A 14,807-nucleotide genomic window follows, 5' to 3' on the forward strand; every position below is an offset into this window, starting at 1 on the left:
ATACCTCATGCCCATCCTGCTCCCGCCCTCGTCCTTACGCCTGAAGGCGCTGCTCCTCGACCTCGACGGCGTGCTCCTCGACACCCGCCCGGTCATGGAGAGCGCATGGCAGCAAGTCCAGAAGGAGCACGGTCTCGACGTTCCGTTCGAGGAGTACGAGCGCCACCTCGGCCGGCCGTTCAGCGACATCATGGAGCGGCTCGGATTCGCCGAGTCCGAGCGGCTTCACCGTACATACGACGAGGCGTCGATCGCCGCGTCCCACCTCGCCCGCGAGTTCGACGGCGCCTTGGAGGTCCTGCACGCCTTCGTCGCCGCCGGCTGGCTCCTCGGCGTCGTCACGTCCAAGCCCTTGGAGCGGGCGGCCCCGCTCCTGACCAACCTCGGCTGCCCGTTCTCCACGGTGCGCACGCCGAACGGCGGTGGGCGCGGCAAGCCCGCGCCGGACCCGGTTCTCCTCGCCCTGACCGACCTGGGTGTCGACCCCGCCGACGCCGTGTACGTGGGCGACATGGCGGTCGACCAGGAAGCCGCCCGCCGCGCCAGAGTCCGGTACGTCCACGCGGGCTGGGGGTACGGCTGCCCGGGTGTCCCCTCTCCCGTGGTCGCCGAGTCCCCGAATGACCTGCTAAGGCTCCTTTCCCCGGGCCCTTTCCTCGAAGGGAGCCTGTTGTGACCACGCCCTCTCGCCATGTCCACGGTCTGGCGCGAGTCGACATCAACCGACAGCCCGCGTGGGCACTGGTCGGTGAAGGAGTGCTCGCGACTCTGGCGTCCGACCGGATCACCGCGAGCGAGCTGGAGGCTCTGCCTCTGGACGCCGAGGAGCACGAAGCGCTCGTCGAGCGTGTCATGGACGCGCTCCAGTGGTACGGGGCCGATCTCAGGACGACGCCGGGCGGGGCCGGGTGGCTGTACGTGCAGCACGTACCGGTCCGTCGCCTGGTGGCTCACGTCGTACGCAAGCTGATGGCCCTCAGCGCCTGGGAGCCATTCAGAGAGGCGCCCGGCCCGCTGAAGATCGCTCCGCACGAGGGACTCGTCGGGCTTCGCAAGAGCAGCTCGCGGGAGTACCGCGCCTACACCGTCACGTGGTCCGGCATCGCGTATCTGCTCGGGGCAACCGCGTTGTACAACCCCTTCCGTACCGCGCAGCTGAGCAACCTGCAGCCGGCGCGCGTCGAAACCCGGGTGCCGAGCCCTCCCCCGTCGGCGCTGCCGCGCGCCGGCGTCGTTGCGCTCTCGTGGTCGTCCCGCCATGCGGCCACTCTGCTGCCGGTGCTCGGAGACCTGGCACGCAGTGGCCGGACGAGCCTCCTCGTCGATCTCGCCACGGACCCGGCGCAACGCTGCGACACCCCAGCCGTCGAGGGCATCAGGATCGTTACGCCTCCCGCTGGCCTCTTCGCCCTGTCCGGAGCCGTGCAGCGCCTGCAGCTGTGGGACGACGAGCACGTCGTCCGGTTGAAGGAACACGTCGTCCGGCTCTCACGTCTGGTCCGTCTCCTGGCCGTCCTGCTGGAGACGAGCGGGGGATGCACCCAGCCGTCGTGGCGCTCCGTGGTCCGTCTGGAGACGTGGCTGCGCGGTGTGCTGGAAGCGTCGCGCCCGCACACGCTGCTCGTCAGCAACGACACCAGCCCCGTCGGCGCCCTCGCCGTCCACCTGGCCGATCTCAATGGCGTGAACACGGTCCATGTGCAGCACGGGGCCTGGACTGCGGAGTCGGTCGCGTGGCCCGCGCTGCACAGCCGGGACATCGTCGTCATGGGCGATCGCGACGCCCCGCTCGCCAAGGCGTGGGCGCGCCACCCGGACGCCGAGGTCTACGTGCTGGGGCAGCCCCGCTTCGACGTTCTCGCCGGCCTCGGGCGGGAAGCTCAGCGGCAGTACCTGGAGAAGCTGCTGGTCCCCGGATCCGGGCGGAGCCCCGACCGGATCATGGTCTGGGCCTGCCAGCCCTTCGGTCCCGACCGGCTCAAGGCCCACGCCGACCTCCTCCTGGACGGGCTGTGGAAGGCCGAGGGCGAATGGGGACTGGTCATCGCCCCGCACCCGGCGCAGAGCCCGGAGGTGTTCGCCTCGCTGTTGCAGCGGGACGGAAGGCCGCTCGTGGCCGTCGCCGATCCGCAGGTAGGGGCCCGGGGTTGTCTCGCCGGCGCGGACGTCGTGGCGAGCGCCTATTCGACGTGCGGCATCGAGGCCGCCCTCTTGGGCGTGCCGGTCCTGGAGATCGGCACCGCCGACGAACGCACACTCGGGCTCACGGCCCACGGCCTCGCGCGACGCTGCACTACCGCCGGGGATGTCGCCGACGCACTCTCCGCACCCCCCAATCCGCTTGCTGCTGCCGAGCCCGGCTCGACCGACGCTGTGTGCCGCTGGGGCGGCGACAGCGCCGCTCTCGTCGCGCGACTCATCGTCAGCCGCGCGTCCGGAAATCAGCTCGACCACGTCCGAAACGAAGGAGTTTCCGCCCGATGACATCCCTGACCGCCGACAGCATCGCCGAACTCTTCGTCGGTGCCGTCACCCTGGCCAAGTCCGGCGAGAGTGTCAGCCCCCGCGGCATGGCGACTCGTGAGGTCCTCGACGTGCACATGCGGCTGACCCGTCCGCGGGCCCGCCTGCTGTGCGCGCCCCCGTCCAGGATCCCGAACCCCGCCTTCGCGGTGGCCGAGACCGTCTGGATCCTCTCCGGCTCGGACGAGCCCTGGATCTTCGACTACAACGCGAAACTCCGGCAGTACGCCGACGACGGAGTCCTGCGCGGCGCCTACGGCCCGCGGATGCGGAAGTGGGCGGGCACGGTGGACCAGCTGGCCCGCGTCGTGGAAATCCTCAAGCAGGACCCGGACTCCCGCCGGGCTCTGATCCAGCTCTACGACCCGGCACGGGACGCCGCCGGCCACAAGGACGTGCCCTGCACGCTGGGCTTCCGCTTCTACCTGCGTGACGGTCGCCTGCACATGTCGACGACGATGCGCGGTCAGGACGTGTGGATCGGCATGCCGTACGACCTGTTCTTCTACACGGTCCTGCACGAGCTGGTGGCCGGCTGGATCGGCGCCGAGCTGGGCGACTTCCACCACCACGTCGGGTCCCTGCACATCTACGAGAACCACCTCGCCCAGGCAGAGGAGTTGACCTCGATCGTCGCGAGCTCCGACATGCCGGACCTCACCACGTCGTGGGAGGGCTTCGACGACCTCCTCCACCAGGTCAAGACGGGGGACGTGACCGGGCACGCCGGCTGGGACACCATGTCCGAGACCCTGCGCAGCTACCAGCTCTGGAAGGACGGCCAGCGGAAGCAGGCGACTGACCTGGCCGGCAAGATCGACGGGCCGCTCGGCCAGGCCATGACCGCCTGGTACGACGAGCTGAACCGTCGTACCAGGACCTCGTCCGCGCACGCCTCGGCCGGTGCGCGGTGACGGCGGCCGTGGACCAGGCGCCCTCGATCATTCTCGGCCTGTGCTCGTACACCCACGACTCCGCCGCCGCACTGCTCGTCGACGGGCAGCTCATCGGCTTCGTCGAGGAGGAGCGGCTGTCCCAGAAGAAGCACACCAAGGACTACCCGCGCCACGCCGTCGAGTGGCTGCTCGGCGAGGCCGGGCTGTCCGCCACCGACGTCGACGCCGTGGCCTACAACTTCCAGCCCGCTCGCTACCTGCTCGCATCCCCGGCCGCGCTGCGTCTGGCGCTGTCACCGACCACACGCGACCGGGCGGTGCCACGGGCCCGGGGCTTCGCCAAGGTGGCGTTGCGGACCCAGATCCGGGTTCGCGACATCGGCCGGCGGTTCCCCGCCGCACGCGTCACCCCCGTCCTGCACCACCGAGCCCACCAGCTGGCCGCCTTCGCCGCCTCCGGGTGGAACGAGTCCGCTGTGCTCGTCGTCGACAGCCTCGGGGAACGGCAGACCACGACCATCGCCCACGGGCACGACGCACTCCGGCCACGCACCCGCACCCTGGAAGCGATCAACGATCCCGCCTCCCTCGGGTATGTGTACGGCGCGGTGACCGAGCACCTGGGATGGCGTCGCGGTGACGAGGAGGGCACCGTGATGGCGCTCGCCGCGCTCGGTGAACCCGGGCGATTCCGGGAACTCTTTGCCCGAGCCGTCCGCCTCACTCCGACCGGCTTCGTCGTCGACCCGCTCTACTTTCCTCCGCGGGTGCTGACTTCGGGCTACCCGAGGACAGCCCGGCGGTTCATCGACGCGACGTGCCCCGAGCGCCACCCGAGCGAACCGCTGCGCGACGTCCATCAGGACTTGGCCGCAGCCCTCCAGGAGCGCACCGAGCAGGTGATGCTGCACCTGGTCCGCCGAGCGCGGACCGTCACCGGCTCCCGACGCCTGTGCGTCGGAGGCGGCGTCGCCACGAACTGCGTGAGCATCGGCCGCATCATCGAGGCCGGCGTGTTCGACGAGGTCTTCGTGCCGCCCGCCCCGGGCGACGCCGGCACCGCGATCGGTGCGGCCATCGCCGTACACCACGATGGCCACGCCCGACAGCCCCTGTCTGGCGTCACCCGGGCCTGTTACCTCGGGCCGTCCTTCGAGGGAACGTCCCTCGACCTCACGTCGTGGCCCGGCCTCCAGGAGAAGGCCCTGGGCACCGAGGCCGCCGAGTTCCTCGCCGAGCAGCTCGCCAACGGTCTGATCGTCGGGCTCTTCCAGGGCCGCGTCGAGGCCGGCCCCCGTGCCCTCGGCAACCGCTCGATCCTCGCCTCCCCGAGGGAGCCGGGCGTCGTCGAGCGGCTGAACGCCACGGTGAAGTTCCGGGAGCCGTTCCGTCCCTTCGCCCCCATGGTGCTCGCCGAGCGTGCTTCGGAGTTCTTCACCCTCGGCCAGGAGGCGCCGTACATGTCGATGGCCTCCAGCGTGACCGACAAGGCGCGCGAGCTGGTGCCGGCCATCGTGCACGCCAACGGCACCTCCCGCCTGCAGACCGTCACGCGCTCGCAGAACCCGTTCATGCACGACGTCCTCAGCGCCTTCGCCCGGCGCACCGGCGTGCCGGTACTGATCAACACCTCGCTCAACGTCAAGGGCAAGCCGATCTGCGGAACACCCGCAATGGCGCTCGACTGCCTGGCCAACTCGGGCCTGGACGCCCTGCTTCTGGAAGGGCGGTGGATCACCAAATGAGGATCGGATACAGCTTCTGGGGTTTCCTCGGGAACGGGATCACGGACACTCCGGACGGGGGCCGCAGCCACCGCCGCCCGTTGGTCGACGCCCTCCTCGACCGCGGCCACGAGATCGTCTTCCTGCAGGCCAACCGCGACCTGATCGAGGCCGGCGACGACCTGGGCAATGCCTACACCTTCCACAGGGGCAGCCCTGACATCGACGCGCTGTTCCTGGAGTGGCGCTGGGCGATCGACGGACGCAACACCACCCCGTGCGGCGCCGAGGGCCACACGTGCGACCTGCACCGCCAGGCCGAATTGGTCACCCGGTACACCGTGCGCAGGAAGACGCCGACCGTGATCTGGGACAAGGACCGCAAGCTCCGGACGGAAAGCGTGTGGCGGCGCGTTCCCCAGGCCACTGTCTGCGAGGCCGCTCTCGAACCGACGCCTGGCGCGCAGCGCCTGCTCTTCCCCGTCGACGACCGCCTGCTCGCCGGGGCGGATCCGGTCGCGCTCGCCAAGCAGCCCCGGGACCTCGTCCTTGGGTACCTCGGCAACCAGTACGACCGCGACGAGCACTTCGACCGCTTCTTCGCACCGGCCGCCGCACGCTTCGATCACCTCGTCGGAGGCAAATGGACCAGGACCAGCCGCTGGCCACACGTCCGGTTCCTCGGCAGGCTGCCCTTCGAGGCGGTCCACGGCGTGTACGGCAGGTCGCTGGCAACCGTGCTCATGTTGCCGGAGCGGTACGCCGCCGTCGGGCAGATGACGCAGCGGATCTTCGAGGCCGTGCTCGCCGGCTGCCTCCCGCTCGCCCCTGCCGACATCGTGCACGCCGACCGCTTCGTACCCGAAGAGTTGATCGTCCGTTCTGGTGGCGAGGTGGTCGAGCGGCTGAACTACCTCCAGCGGATCGCCGGCACCCAGCAGCACGCGGACCTGATCGCGGCCTGCCTGGACCGCCTGGACCTGTTCCGTCTGAGCCGACAGGTCGACGCGCTGGAAGCGGTCCTGGACGCGGCCGTCGGCCGCGTCGTCGCGCTGGAACGCGGAGCGGCCTGATGCAGCTGAGCAGCCAGGCCACCGCATCTGGATCATCCGAACGTGCCCAGGCGGCCGGTCCGACCGGGCACCCGAGCACCTCTACGCTGGAGCACCATGAAGAAGGTCGCCATCGTCGGCTGCGGAGGCAGCGGCAAGTCGTACCTGGCGCGCGAGCTGGGCAGGATTCTCGACGCCCCGGTGACACACCTGGACGCCGCGTTCTACGACGACGAGTGGAACGAGCTGCCCATGGAGAAGTTCGCCGACCTGCAGCGGGAGCTGGTCGCGCAGCCGAGGTGGGTGATCGACGGGAACTACAACTCCACGTTGCAGATCCGGCTCGAAGCCTGCGACACGGTGGTCCTGATGGACGTCTCGACCGTGGCCGCGCTGTACGGGATGTTCTCCCGGCAGATTCGGCACGGGGCCGGGCACAAGGGCAATGGCGTGCACAACCGCATCCACTGGGGCGTGATCAAGTACGTGGCGACGTATCGCCGCAAGATGCGCCCGCGGGTCGTGGCCAAGATCGGCGAGTTCGCGTCTGGCCGTGCCGACGTGGTGCTGCTGTCCAGCCGGCGTCAGACGCGCCGCTGGCTGCGGAAGGTCGCTGCCGAGCACCGCTGAGTGCACCGCTCCCCCGAGGGGAGGGTGCGGCATGAGCGGGACCAATCCCTTCCTGGACCCCGCGCGGCAGGCGGAGCTGTACGGCCACGCCTCTCGGCTGGCCGGCCGGTCCAGCGCGCTGATGCGGGCGAAGACCTCTGGGCGCCCTGTACCGGACACGATCGTCGGGCTGGTGCGCGACCACCATGAGCGACCGGATCGCCTCGGCTTGGTCCTGGATCTCGGCTGCGGCCAAGGCACGACCAGCCTGGCTCTCGCAGACGGCCTCCGCCCCCGGCGCGTCGTCGGCCTCGACGCCGCGCCGGCCCTGCTTGAGCAGGCTCGCCGGCGCGCCCGGCAACCGCACGGTCTCCCGGTGACTTTCCATCAGGGCGACTTCCACCGTCTCCCCGTGTCCGCCGGGTCGTGCGATGTCGTCGTCGCCGCGTTCTGCCTGTATCACTCGCCTCGCCCGCAGTCAGTGGTCGCGGAGATCGGCCGGGCGCTCGCTCCCGACGGTCTGGCCGTGCTCGTCACGAAGAGCCTCGACAGCTACCGGGAGATCGACCAGCTGGTGGCCGCCGCCGGCCTCGACCCCCGAGCCGAGCAGCACGAGAGCCTGTACGTCTCGGCGCACAGCGGCAACCTCGCCGACCTGGCCTCCGTGTCGCTCGACGTACTAGCCGTGGAGCACGAAGAGCACAGTTTCACCTTCGACGGCCACGACCACGTCGCCGAGTACCTGGCCACCAACCCGAAGTACGACCTCGCCCCCGGCCTGTACGGCAACGCGGACGCGCTCGCAACGACCCTGCACGAGCTCCTGCCGGACCGGCCCCTCACCACCACGTCCCTCGTCACCTTCGTGCTCGCCCAGTCACGGGGAGGATGGAAATGAGGCCCCGGTATTTCACCAAGCGCTACGAGGCTCCTGAACGGGTGGCTTCGGCAGCACGCCATCACGCCTGGCTCGCCGAGCACGCCCGGCCGCTGCGGCTGCCGGCGCTGACCGTGGTCGGGCCGACGAGTCTGACGTACGAGTGGGTCGACGGCCGCCCCGCCCGGCCCGAGGACCTGCTGGCTCTGGCCGCGCTGCTGGGCGACGCCCACGGAGCCGCCTGGACCACCGACCTCCGGCCGGCCTCCCTGAACACGCCGCACCGATTCCGGGACGGCATCGCGTTCGGCGACTACATCGGTCCCCGGCAGACCGCCCTGCGAAGACGACTGGAGCAGGGATACCTGCCAGACAGGGGTGCCCTCCACAAGATGCTGACGCTGCTGGAGAAGACCGCCGAGGGGCCGACCGCCTTCTACAAGGACAGCAACCCCCGGAACTTCCTCATCACCGAGGCCGGCGACATCTACACGGTCGACACCGACGACCTGACGCTCGCACCGATGGCGTACGACCTGGCGAAGCTGATCGCGACGCTGGTCCTGACGTACGGGCCGCTGTCGGCCGCGACCATCGACTCCGCCCTGCGCGCCTACAACGAAGCCGCCGAACGCCACGACCCCCGGCTCGGCACCGCGGATCGCGAGCGGCTCGACGACTGCCTGGCCCTGCACGCCGTCCTCACCGCTCCGTACGCCGGTCGCCACGGCTACCGCGACACCTGGACGGCCCGACCCTGCCCCCGAGGTTCCGCATGATCACCACCGAACTCGTCTTCATCCGCCACGGCGAGGCCCAGTGCAACGTCGACGGCCTGGTCGGCGGCCCGCGCACCTGCACCGGTCTGACCAACCGCGGGTACGCCCAGGTCGAGCAGGTCTCGCTCCGCCTCGCCGCCGAGCACCGCGACAAGCCGTTCCACGCGCTGTACGCCGGCCCGCGCATCCGCCTGCGCCAGACCGCCGAGGTCATCAGCCAGGCCCTCTGGCTTCCGATGCGCACGGACGACCGTGTCGACGGTCCCGTCCACGGCGCCGCCGACGGCCAGCCCTGGACCGAGGTGAAGACTGCGGCCAGCGGCGGGCCGCACGCCCATCCCAACGAGCCCTGGGCTGCTGGATCCGACACCTGGAACGGCTACCTGGAGCGGGCCGGCCGCTTCCTGCGAGAGCTCATCGCCCAGCATCAGGGCGAGCGTGTCCTGTTCGCCGCGCACGGCGAGACCGTGATCGCCGCGCACACCCTGCTCCTGGGAATCCCGTCCGGCTCTTCGGCCGGATTCACGGTCTCCCATGGGTCCATCACCTGCTGGCAGCACCACCTCAACCGACTCGGACAGGGACGGTGGATGCTCGACCGCCACAACGACACCGAGCACCTGGCCGCCTTGGCGCAGGAGGCCGCCTCGTGATCACGCTGTTCGACGACCCGCGTCTGAACCTGGCCCGTGGCGCGCTCGGAGCGGTTCGGATCGTGCACGACCCGATGCTCCCGCCCCGAGTCCTGCGCCTGGTCGACGCCGAGGGCAACGAGTTCTTCGCCAAGCAGCACAGCGAACGCGACCGGTACACCCGCGAGCTGCACGCCTATCTCGCCTGGGGGACCCACCTGATCGGCCACGTCCCCCACGTGGTCAGCCGACAGGACGCAACATGCACCCTGCTTCTCACCGCTGTCCCCGGCGTACGGGCAGACACGGTCACACCGGGGTCACCCGAGGAGGAACAGGCCCACTACGAGGCAGGACGCGTGCTGGGCAAACTGCACCACGCCACCTCGGCACCGCGTACCGGCGCCATGGGCACGGAACTCGCCCAGCGGCTGCACGACTGGATCGCCCGCGCAGACCGGGCCGGCCTCATCTCCGCGGTCGAACGAGGGCGTCTGAGCCACAGAGCAGACGTTCTGGCGAACACGCTCATGGACAGCGCTGTATGCCACCTCGACTACCAGCCGCGAAACTGGCTCCTCGGCGAGACTTTCGGGCTGTGCGACTTCGAGCACATGCGCCGCGACGCCCGCATCCGCGACTTCGCCCGGCTCGAGTTCCGCCGATGGCAGGCCGCCCCGAACCTCCGGACCGCGTTCTTCGCGGGATACGGACAGCTCCTGAATGACACCGAGCAGCGGCTGCTGGAGTCCTTCGGCGCGATCGAGGCCGTCACCGCCCTGGTCCGCGGGCACGAGCAGGACGACCTCGCCCTCAGCTCCCACGGCCGGACGGTGCTGGCCCGCCTCGCCTAAGCCACCCCTCCCTCAAATTCACGGAGATTCCCGTGCAACAGCACCCATCCCACCTGACCACCGCCGTCCCCCGCCGGGCAGTGGTGACCGGCGCCGCCGGCTTCATCGGCTCCCACCTCGCGCACACCCTCGTCCAAGCGGGCGCCGTCGTCATCGGCGTCGACCGGCGCGACCCGGCCACCGACCCCACGGCCGCTGCCAACCTCGCCGCTCTGCAGGGGCTTCCGGGGTACATGCACGTCACCGCCGACCTTCTCAGCTGTGCGATCGAGCCGCTTCTCGTCGACGCGAACGCCGTCTTCCACCTGGCGGGCATCCCCGGGGTACGCCCTTCGTGGGGACCGAGGTTCAGCGAGTACGTGGCCTCCAACGTCCTCGCCACCCACCGCGTCATGGACGCCGTCTCACGGATGGGCGTTCCCCGGCTCGTGGTGGCCTCCTCCTCCAGCGTGTACGGCCCCACCGACGGCGGTGCGAGCGTCGAGACCGATCGGCCCCAGCCGGCATCCCCGTACGCGGTCACGAAGCTCGCCGAGGAGCAGCTCTGCCTCGCTCACTCCACGCAGGCCCACTGCCCCACCAGCGTCGTCGCCCTGCGGTACTTCACCGTCTACGGTCCTCGACAGCGCCCCGACATGTTCACGCACCGCGCTCTCGCAGCCGCCCTGGCCGGCCGTCCGCTGCGGCTGTACGGGGACGGGCACCAGCGCCGGGACTTCACGTACATCGACGACGCGGTGGCCGCCACCATCGCCGCGGCCACCATCCCGACGGCCAGCGGGGTGATCAACGTCGGGGGCGGTTCGAGCGCCTCCCTGCTCGAAGTGATCAGCATCGCCAACAGCCTCGCCGGGCGCGAGATCCAGGTTCACCAGGAGCACCCGCGCAGCGGCGACGTCCTCACCACTCGCGCCAACCCCGGCCGCGCCCACGAGGTCCTCGGCTGGCGGCCCCAGGTCGACCTCCACACCGGCATGCGAGCCCACATGCAGGCGCTGACCACCGGTTCCGCCGCGTACGGCCACGCGGCATAACGGGCTGACCACGGCCTCGCACCCACGCTCGATACTCACGGACAGGAGCACACCGTGGCTGCCACCGCTTTACCACGCACCCCTGCACGCCGACACATAGCGGTCATCCCCTGCCGCTGGGGCGCCTCCCGGTTTCCCGGCAAGCCCCTGGCTCAGCTCGGGAACAAGCCGCTGCTCTGGCACGTCCACCAACGCTGCAAGGAGGCCCAGCGCCTCGACGGCGTGGTGGTCGCCACCGACGACGAGCGCATCGAGGAGGCGTGCCACGAACTGGGCATCGAGTGCATGCGCACCGGGGACCACCTCACCGGAACGGACCGTGTCGCTGAGTGCGCGGATCGCCTGCCGGCCGACGCCTACATCAATGTCCAGGGCGACGAACCCTTCATCTCCCCCGCCGCAATCGATGCGGTCTCCGAAGCCCTGGAGCACCTGGCGCCGGACACACTCGCGGTGAACGCGTACACAGAGTTGAAGGACGCCAGCGCGGTCCTGGACCACAACGTCGTGAAGGTCGTCGTCGATGCAGATCGCAACGCCCTGATGTTCTCCCGCCAGCCCATCCCCTATCCGCGGGGCGACCGACCGAGATACCTGCGGCAGCTTGGGCTCTACGGCCTCACTGGAACGGCCCTCAGACTGTTCCGACAACTCCCGCACGGGCCGCTGGAGCGGACCGAGGGCGTGGAGATGCTGCGCTTCGTCGAAAACGGGCACCGTGTGCAGATGCTCTCCGTCGTGGACGACGGGCTCGCGGTCGACACACCGGAGGACCTTGCCAGGGCCAGCCGGTTTCTCCGTTCTCGGCAGCTTCGATGACTGGTCCGGCTCCGTTCGCGGCAGTTATTGCACTGTGCCGCCCACACGCCAAGGAGTCCTATGACCGAGCTGACCTCCACCTCCGCCTACTGGGAGCCGTTGTGGGCACAGGGCCGGCGGTACCGGCAACTCGACGACGCCGAGACCCGGCTACTGGACGAGCACCTCGGACCCGGTCGCGGACGCTCCGCCCTCGACGTCGGGAGCGGCGACGGCGCCTTGGCCCTCCACCTTCATGGTCTCGGCTACCGCGCCATCATCGACTGCTCACCCAGTGTCGTCGCCCTCGCCGCCTCCCGCAGCTCGGGGCCCGGGCTCGGGCCGGTGTGGCAGTGTCTGGACATCACCACCGGCGACCTCACGGCCCTGCCGGAGCCGGCGTACGCGGTCATCACCTGCCATCCTTCATAACCCCAGCCCCGGCCACTGATCCGGTGACGGGCTGACGCGCCACAACGCCTGGGGCTGCGCGAGATGGCCGAGATCGCGGGCCCAGCCGTGGAGCGGGCGGAGACGTCGGCGATGCGCTGGGGACCGTTCGGCCCCAGCGAGATTCTTGTGCTGCGGGCCAGACTGGTGGTGTTGGATGTGGGAGGTCTCCATGAATGCCCAGCCGAGCGTCACCGCGACAGCCGAGCCTCTCCTGCTCGACGCGGCTCTGCCCGAGTTCCGGTTCTCCCGCCTGGAGTGCGCCGTGATCACCGCCGAGCCGGACGTCGTGTACCGCGCAGCCCGCGACCTGGACATGCTGTCCATACACTCGCCGCTGTTCGACGCGGTCATGTGGGCACGTGGCGTGCCGGACCGAGTGCGCCGTCGCCCCGTGGCCACACCGCCTTCGATGCGGGTGTCCGACCTGTTCGAAGCCGCCGCAGCTGGTGATCGGGAGGACCTGGCTCAACCCTGGGTCGCCCTGGGGGAGCGAGCGGGGCGCGAGATCGTCTTCGGGGCGGTCGGCAAGGTGTGGAAGCCCACCATCGAGTGGCGCCGTGTCGAACCCGGTGACTACCCGGGCTTCGCGGAACCCGGCTGGGCGAAGATGGCCGCCGCCTTCGTCGTCCACCCCTACGGCGCACGGCGGTCTCTCCTGACTTATGAAGCGCGTACCGCTTGCACCGACCCCGTTTCCACCACGCGGTTCGGCCGCTACTGGACGCTGGTTTCCCCCGGCGTCGGCATCGTGCTGCGCAGAGCGCTGCGGGCGATCGAAGCGGCGGCGGAGACCGGAGAAGGAATCACCTGAGGAGATGAGCCGTGATGCGTGCTGTGATCGTGTACGAGAGCCTGTTCGGCAACACGCGCGAGATCGCTGACGCGATCGGAGAGGGCGTGAAGGAAGCGCACCCGGACGCCGAGGTCGAGTGCGTGGCCGTGGCCGACGCCCTGCCCGAGCGCATCGGCCCCACCGACCTGCTGGTCGTCGGCGGGCCGACCCATATGCGGGGCATGACCTCCGGGATGAGCCGGAAGATGGGGCTGAAGGCCGAGAAGCAAGAGGCCCAGAAGAAGGAGCGTACCTACACCCCCGAGGAGGGCGCCGAGGGCCCCGGCGTCCGCGACTGGTTCCACGACACGCTCCCGAAGTCCCACACCGGCACCCATGCCGCCGCGGCCTTCGACACCCGGGCGGACATGCGCCTGGCCGGCGCCGCCGCCAGCGGCATCGCACGTCGGCTGCGCAGCCACGGCTACGAACTCGTCGCGGAACCCGAGGGATTCATCATCGAGGACACCGAAGGACCGCTGCGCGAAGGCGAACGGGATCGCGCGAGGGCATGGGGCGCGGCCCTCCAGGTCGCCTGACTGATCCCCAAGGGAACCAAGACCCACGGGGACTGTGGCGGTTGAGCCGAAGATCAGATGCGCGGAGATCCCGGCTGACCCACTCGCCAGCGCCGCCCGGGACTCGGGTGCGGTCGGCGAAGCCGTGCTCCGCCAGCCAGAGCGCGACACGCCTTGCACCGGCCGAACAGGGCCCAAGGGGGGCCATCCGGCCCTCCTCTCCCCTCAAGGAACGAGGCCAGACTGGAGTGCAGTGGACTCCGGTGCGGAGGCCCCCGCCTCGCTCTGGACCAGTTCGCCGGACACATGCTCGCCCACCGTGTCTTCTCCGCCCGTGCGCGGCTGTTGGATCTACGCCCGCACGGGAGCGGCCCGTAGATCCTCATCCCTCTGGGAGAACGTGATGACCGCCTCGCGCCACACCGTCAGCGACGTCATGACCCGCACCGCCATCGCCATCGCCATCGGGCGTGACGCGCCGTACAAGGAGATCGTCGCGCTCCTGGACCGCTGGAAGGTGAGCGCCCTGCCCGTCCTGGAGGGCGAGGGACGGGTGATCGGGGTCGTGTCGGAGGCCGATCTGCTGCCGAAGGAGGAGTTCCGCACCGAGGGGTTCCGCCCGGACGAGTCCGCCGCGGCGTCCAAGGCCGGAGCCGTACGGGCCGGGGAGCTCATGTCCAGCCCGGCCGTGACCGTCCGTCCTGACGCGACGCTCGCCGAGGCGGCACGGATCATGGCGACGCGGAGGGTGAAGCGCCTGCCCGTGGTCAACGGCGTCGGCATGCTGGAGGGTGTGGTCAGCCGGAGCGATCTGCTGAAGGTGTTCCTCCGTACGGACGCCGAGATCGAGGAGGAGATCCGCCACTCCGTGCTCGGCGAGCCGGCCGCCCCCGTGGGGCTGGAGGCGACCGTCGAGGAGGGTGTGGCCACGATCCGTGGGTCGCTTTCCGACCGGTCGCTGGTGCCTCTGGTCGCCCGCGCCGTGCGTGCTGTGGAGGGCGTCGTCGACGTCCGAATGGATCTCGGCGCCCCTTGAGACGCCCCATTGATGGACAATCCTTGTGGGGGCGGGTAACTACCCGACCGACCACAGGGATCGCCATGACCGATCTGCCGGCAGCCACCGCACCTACGCGGGTGTTCCTCGTCGACGATCACGAGGTCGTCCGCCGGGGCCTCCGTGACCTGATCGACGACGAGCCCGACATGGAGGTGGTCGGCGAGGC

Annotated in this window: 16 protein-coding genes and 1 pseudogene; all 17 read left to right on the top strand. The window is 70.2% G+C overall.

From position 1 onward, the window contains the following. The first annotated feature begins 7 nt into the window (after window positions 1-7). Complete coding sequence (locus tag ACFYUZ_RS27695) at window positions 8-676, top strand: HAD family hydrolase (RefSeq protein ID WP_389313647.1); 669 nt, start codon at window positions 8-10, stop codon at window positions 674-676. Further along, window positions 673-2,484, top strand: a complete 1,812-nt coding sequence (locus ACFYUZ_RS27700; RefSeq protein WP_389313649.1) for a hypothetical protein — start codon at window positions 673-675, stop codon at window positions 2,482-2,484. The genes ACFYUZ_RS27695 and ACFYUZ_RS27700 overlap by 4 nt, the downstream gene beginning before the upstream one ends. Beyond that, on the top strand, window positions 2,481-3,437 hold the full coding sequence (locus tag ACFYUZ_RS27705; RefSeq protein ID WP_389313651.1) for a thymidylate synthase: 957 nt from the start codon (window positions 2,481-2,483) through the stop codon (window positions 3,435-3,437). The genes ACFYUZ_RS27700 and ACFYUZ_RS27705 overlap by 4 nt, the downstream gene beginning before the upstream one ends. 8 nt (window positions 3,438-3,445) lie before the next feature. Then, window positions 3,446-5,164, top strand: coding sequence for a carbamoyltransferase (locus ACFYUZ_RS27710; protein ID WP_389313653.1), 1,719 nt, complete (start codon window positions 3,446-3,448; stop codon window positions 5,162-5,164). Continuing rightward, window positions 5,161-6,216 (top strand): hypothetical protein, encoded by a 1,056-nt coding sequence (locus tag ACFYUZ_RS27715; protein WP_389313655.1) that lies wholly within the window; start codon window positions 5,161-5,163, stop codon window positions 6,214-6,216. Before ACFYUZ_RS27710 ends, ACFYUZ_RS27715 begins: the two co-directional genes overlap by 4 nt. A gap of 96 nt (window positions 6,217-6,312) precedes the next feature. Continuing rightward, on the top strand, window positions 6,313-6,825 hold the full coding sequence (locus tag ACFYUZ_RS27720) for a topology modulation protein (RefSeq protein ID WP_389313657.1): 513 nt from the start codon (window positions 6,313-6,315) through the stop codon (window positions 6,823-6,825). Between the two features lie 121 nt (window positions 6,826-6,946). Further along, a complete protein-coding gene (locus ACFYUZ_RS27725; RefSeq protein ID WP_389313684.1) occupies window positions 6,947-7,702 on the top strand; it encodes a class I SAM-dependent methyltransferase in 756 nt (251 codons plus the stop codon). Then, window positions 7,699-8,460 (top strand): phosphotransferase, encoded by a 762-nt coding sequence (locus tag ACFYUZ_RS27730; RefSeq protein WP_389313659.1) that lies wholly within the window; start codon window positions 7,699-7,701, stop codon window positions 8,458-8,460. Before ACFYUZ_RS27725 ends, ACFYUZ_RS27730 begins: the two co-directional genes overlap by 4 nt. After that, window positions 8,457-9,113 carry a histidine phosphatase family protein gene (locus tag ACFYUZ_RS27735; protein ID WP_389313661.1) on the top strand — a complete coding sequence of 219 codons (657 nt, stop codon included), beginning with the start codon at window positions 8,457-8,459 and terminating at the stop codon, window positions 9,111-9,113. The genes ACFYUZ_RS27730 and ACFYUZ_RS27735 overlap by 4 nt, the downstream gene beginning before the upstream one ends. Further along, complete coding sequence (locus tag ACFYUZ_RS27740; protein ID WP_389313663.1) at window positions 9,110-9,946, top strand: phosphotransferase; 837 nt, start codon at window positions 9,110-9,112, stop codon at window positions 9,944-9,946. The genes ACFYUZ_RS27735 and ACFYUZ_RS27740 overlap by 4 nt, the downstream gene beginning before the upstream one ends. 32 nt (window positions 9,947-9,978) lie before the next feature. Then, the gene (locus ACFYUZ_RS27745; protein ID WP_389313665.1) at window positions 9,979-10,980 is read left to right on the top strand and encodes an NAD-dependent epimerase/dehydratase family protein; all 1,002 of its coding nucleotides are present in this window, start codon (window positions 9,979-9,981) and stop codon (window positions 10,978-10,980) included. Window positions 10,981-11,034: 54 nt separating this feature from the next. Then, window positions 11,035-11,799: a 3-deoxy-manno-octulosonate cytidylyltransferase gene (locus ACFYUZ_RS27750; protein WP_389313667.1), complete on the top strand. Its 765-nt coding sequence runs from the start codon at window positions 11,035-11,037 to the stop codon at window positions 11,797-11,799. A gap of 60 nt (window positions 11,800-11,859) precedes the next feature. Then, a complete protein-coding gene (locus ACFYUZ_RS27755; protein ID WP_389313669.1) occupies window positions 11,860-12,210 on the top strand; it encodes a class I SAM-dependent methyltransferase in 351 nt (116 codons plus the stop codon). Between the two features lie 190 nt (window positions 12,211-12,400). Further along, the gene (locus tag ACFYUZ_RS27760; RefSeq protein ID WP_389313671.1) at window positions 12,401-13,042 is read left to right on the top strand and encodes a hypothetical protein; all 642 of its coding nucleotides are present in this window, start codon (window positions 12,401-12,403) and stop codon (window positions 13,040-13,042) included. A 14-nt stretch (window positions 13,043-13,056) separates the two neighbouring features. After that, complete coding sequence (locus ACFYUZ_RS27765; RefSeq protein WP_389313672.1) at window positions 13,057-13,602, top strand: flavodoxin family protein; 546 nt, start codon at window positions 13,057-13,059, stop codon at window positions 13,600-13,602. 382 nt (window positions 13,603-13,984) lie between these two features. Then, window positions 13,985-14,617 carry a CBS domain-containing protein gene (locus ACFYUZ_RS27770; RefSeq protein WP_389313674.1) on the top strand — a complete coding sequence of 211 codons (633 nt, stop codon included), beginning with the start codon at window positions 13,985-13,987 and terminating at the stop codon, window positions 14,615-14,617. Window positions 14,618-14,682: 65 nt separating this feature from the next. Then, a pseudogene (locus ACFYUZ_RS27775) lies at window positions 14,683-14,807 on the top strand (DNA-binding response regulator); the annotation flags it as partial.

The sequence above is a fragment of the Streptomyces sp. NPDC004266 genome (genome assembly GCF_042874095.1).
Taxonomy (GTDB): Bacteria; Actinomycetota; Actinomycetes; order Streptomycetales; family Streptomycetaceae; genus Streptomyces.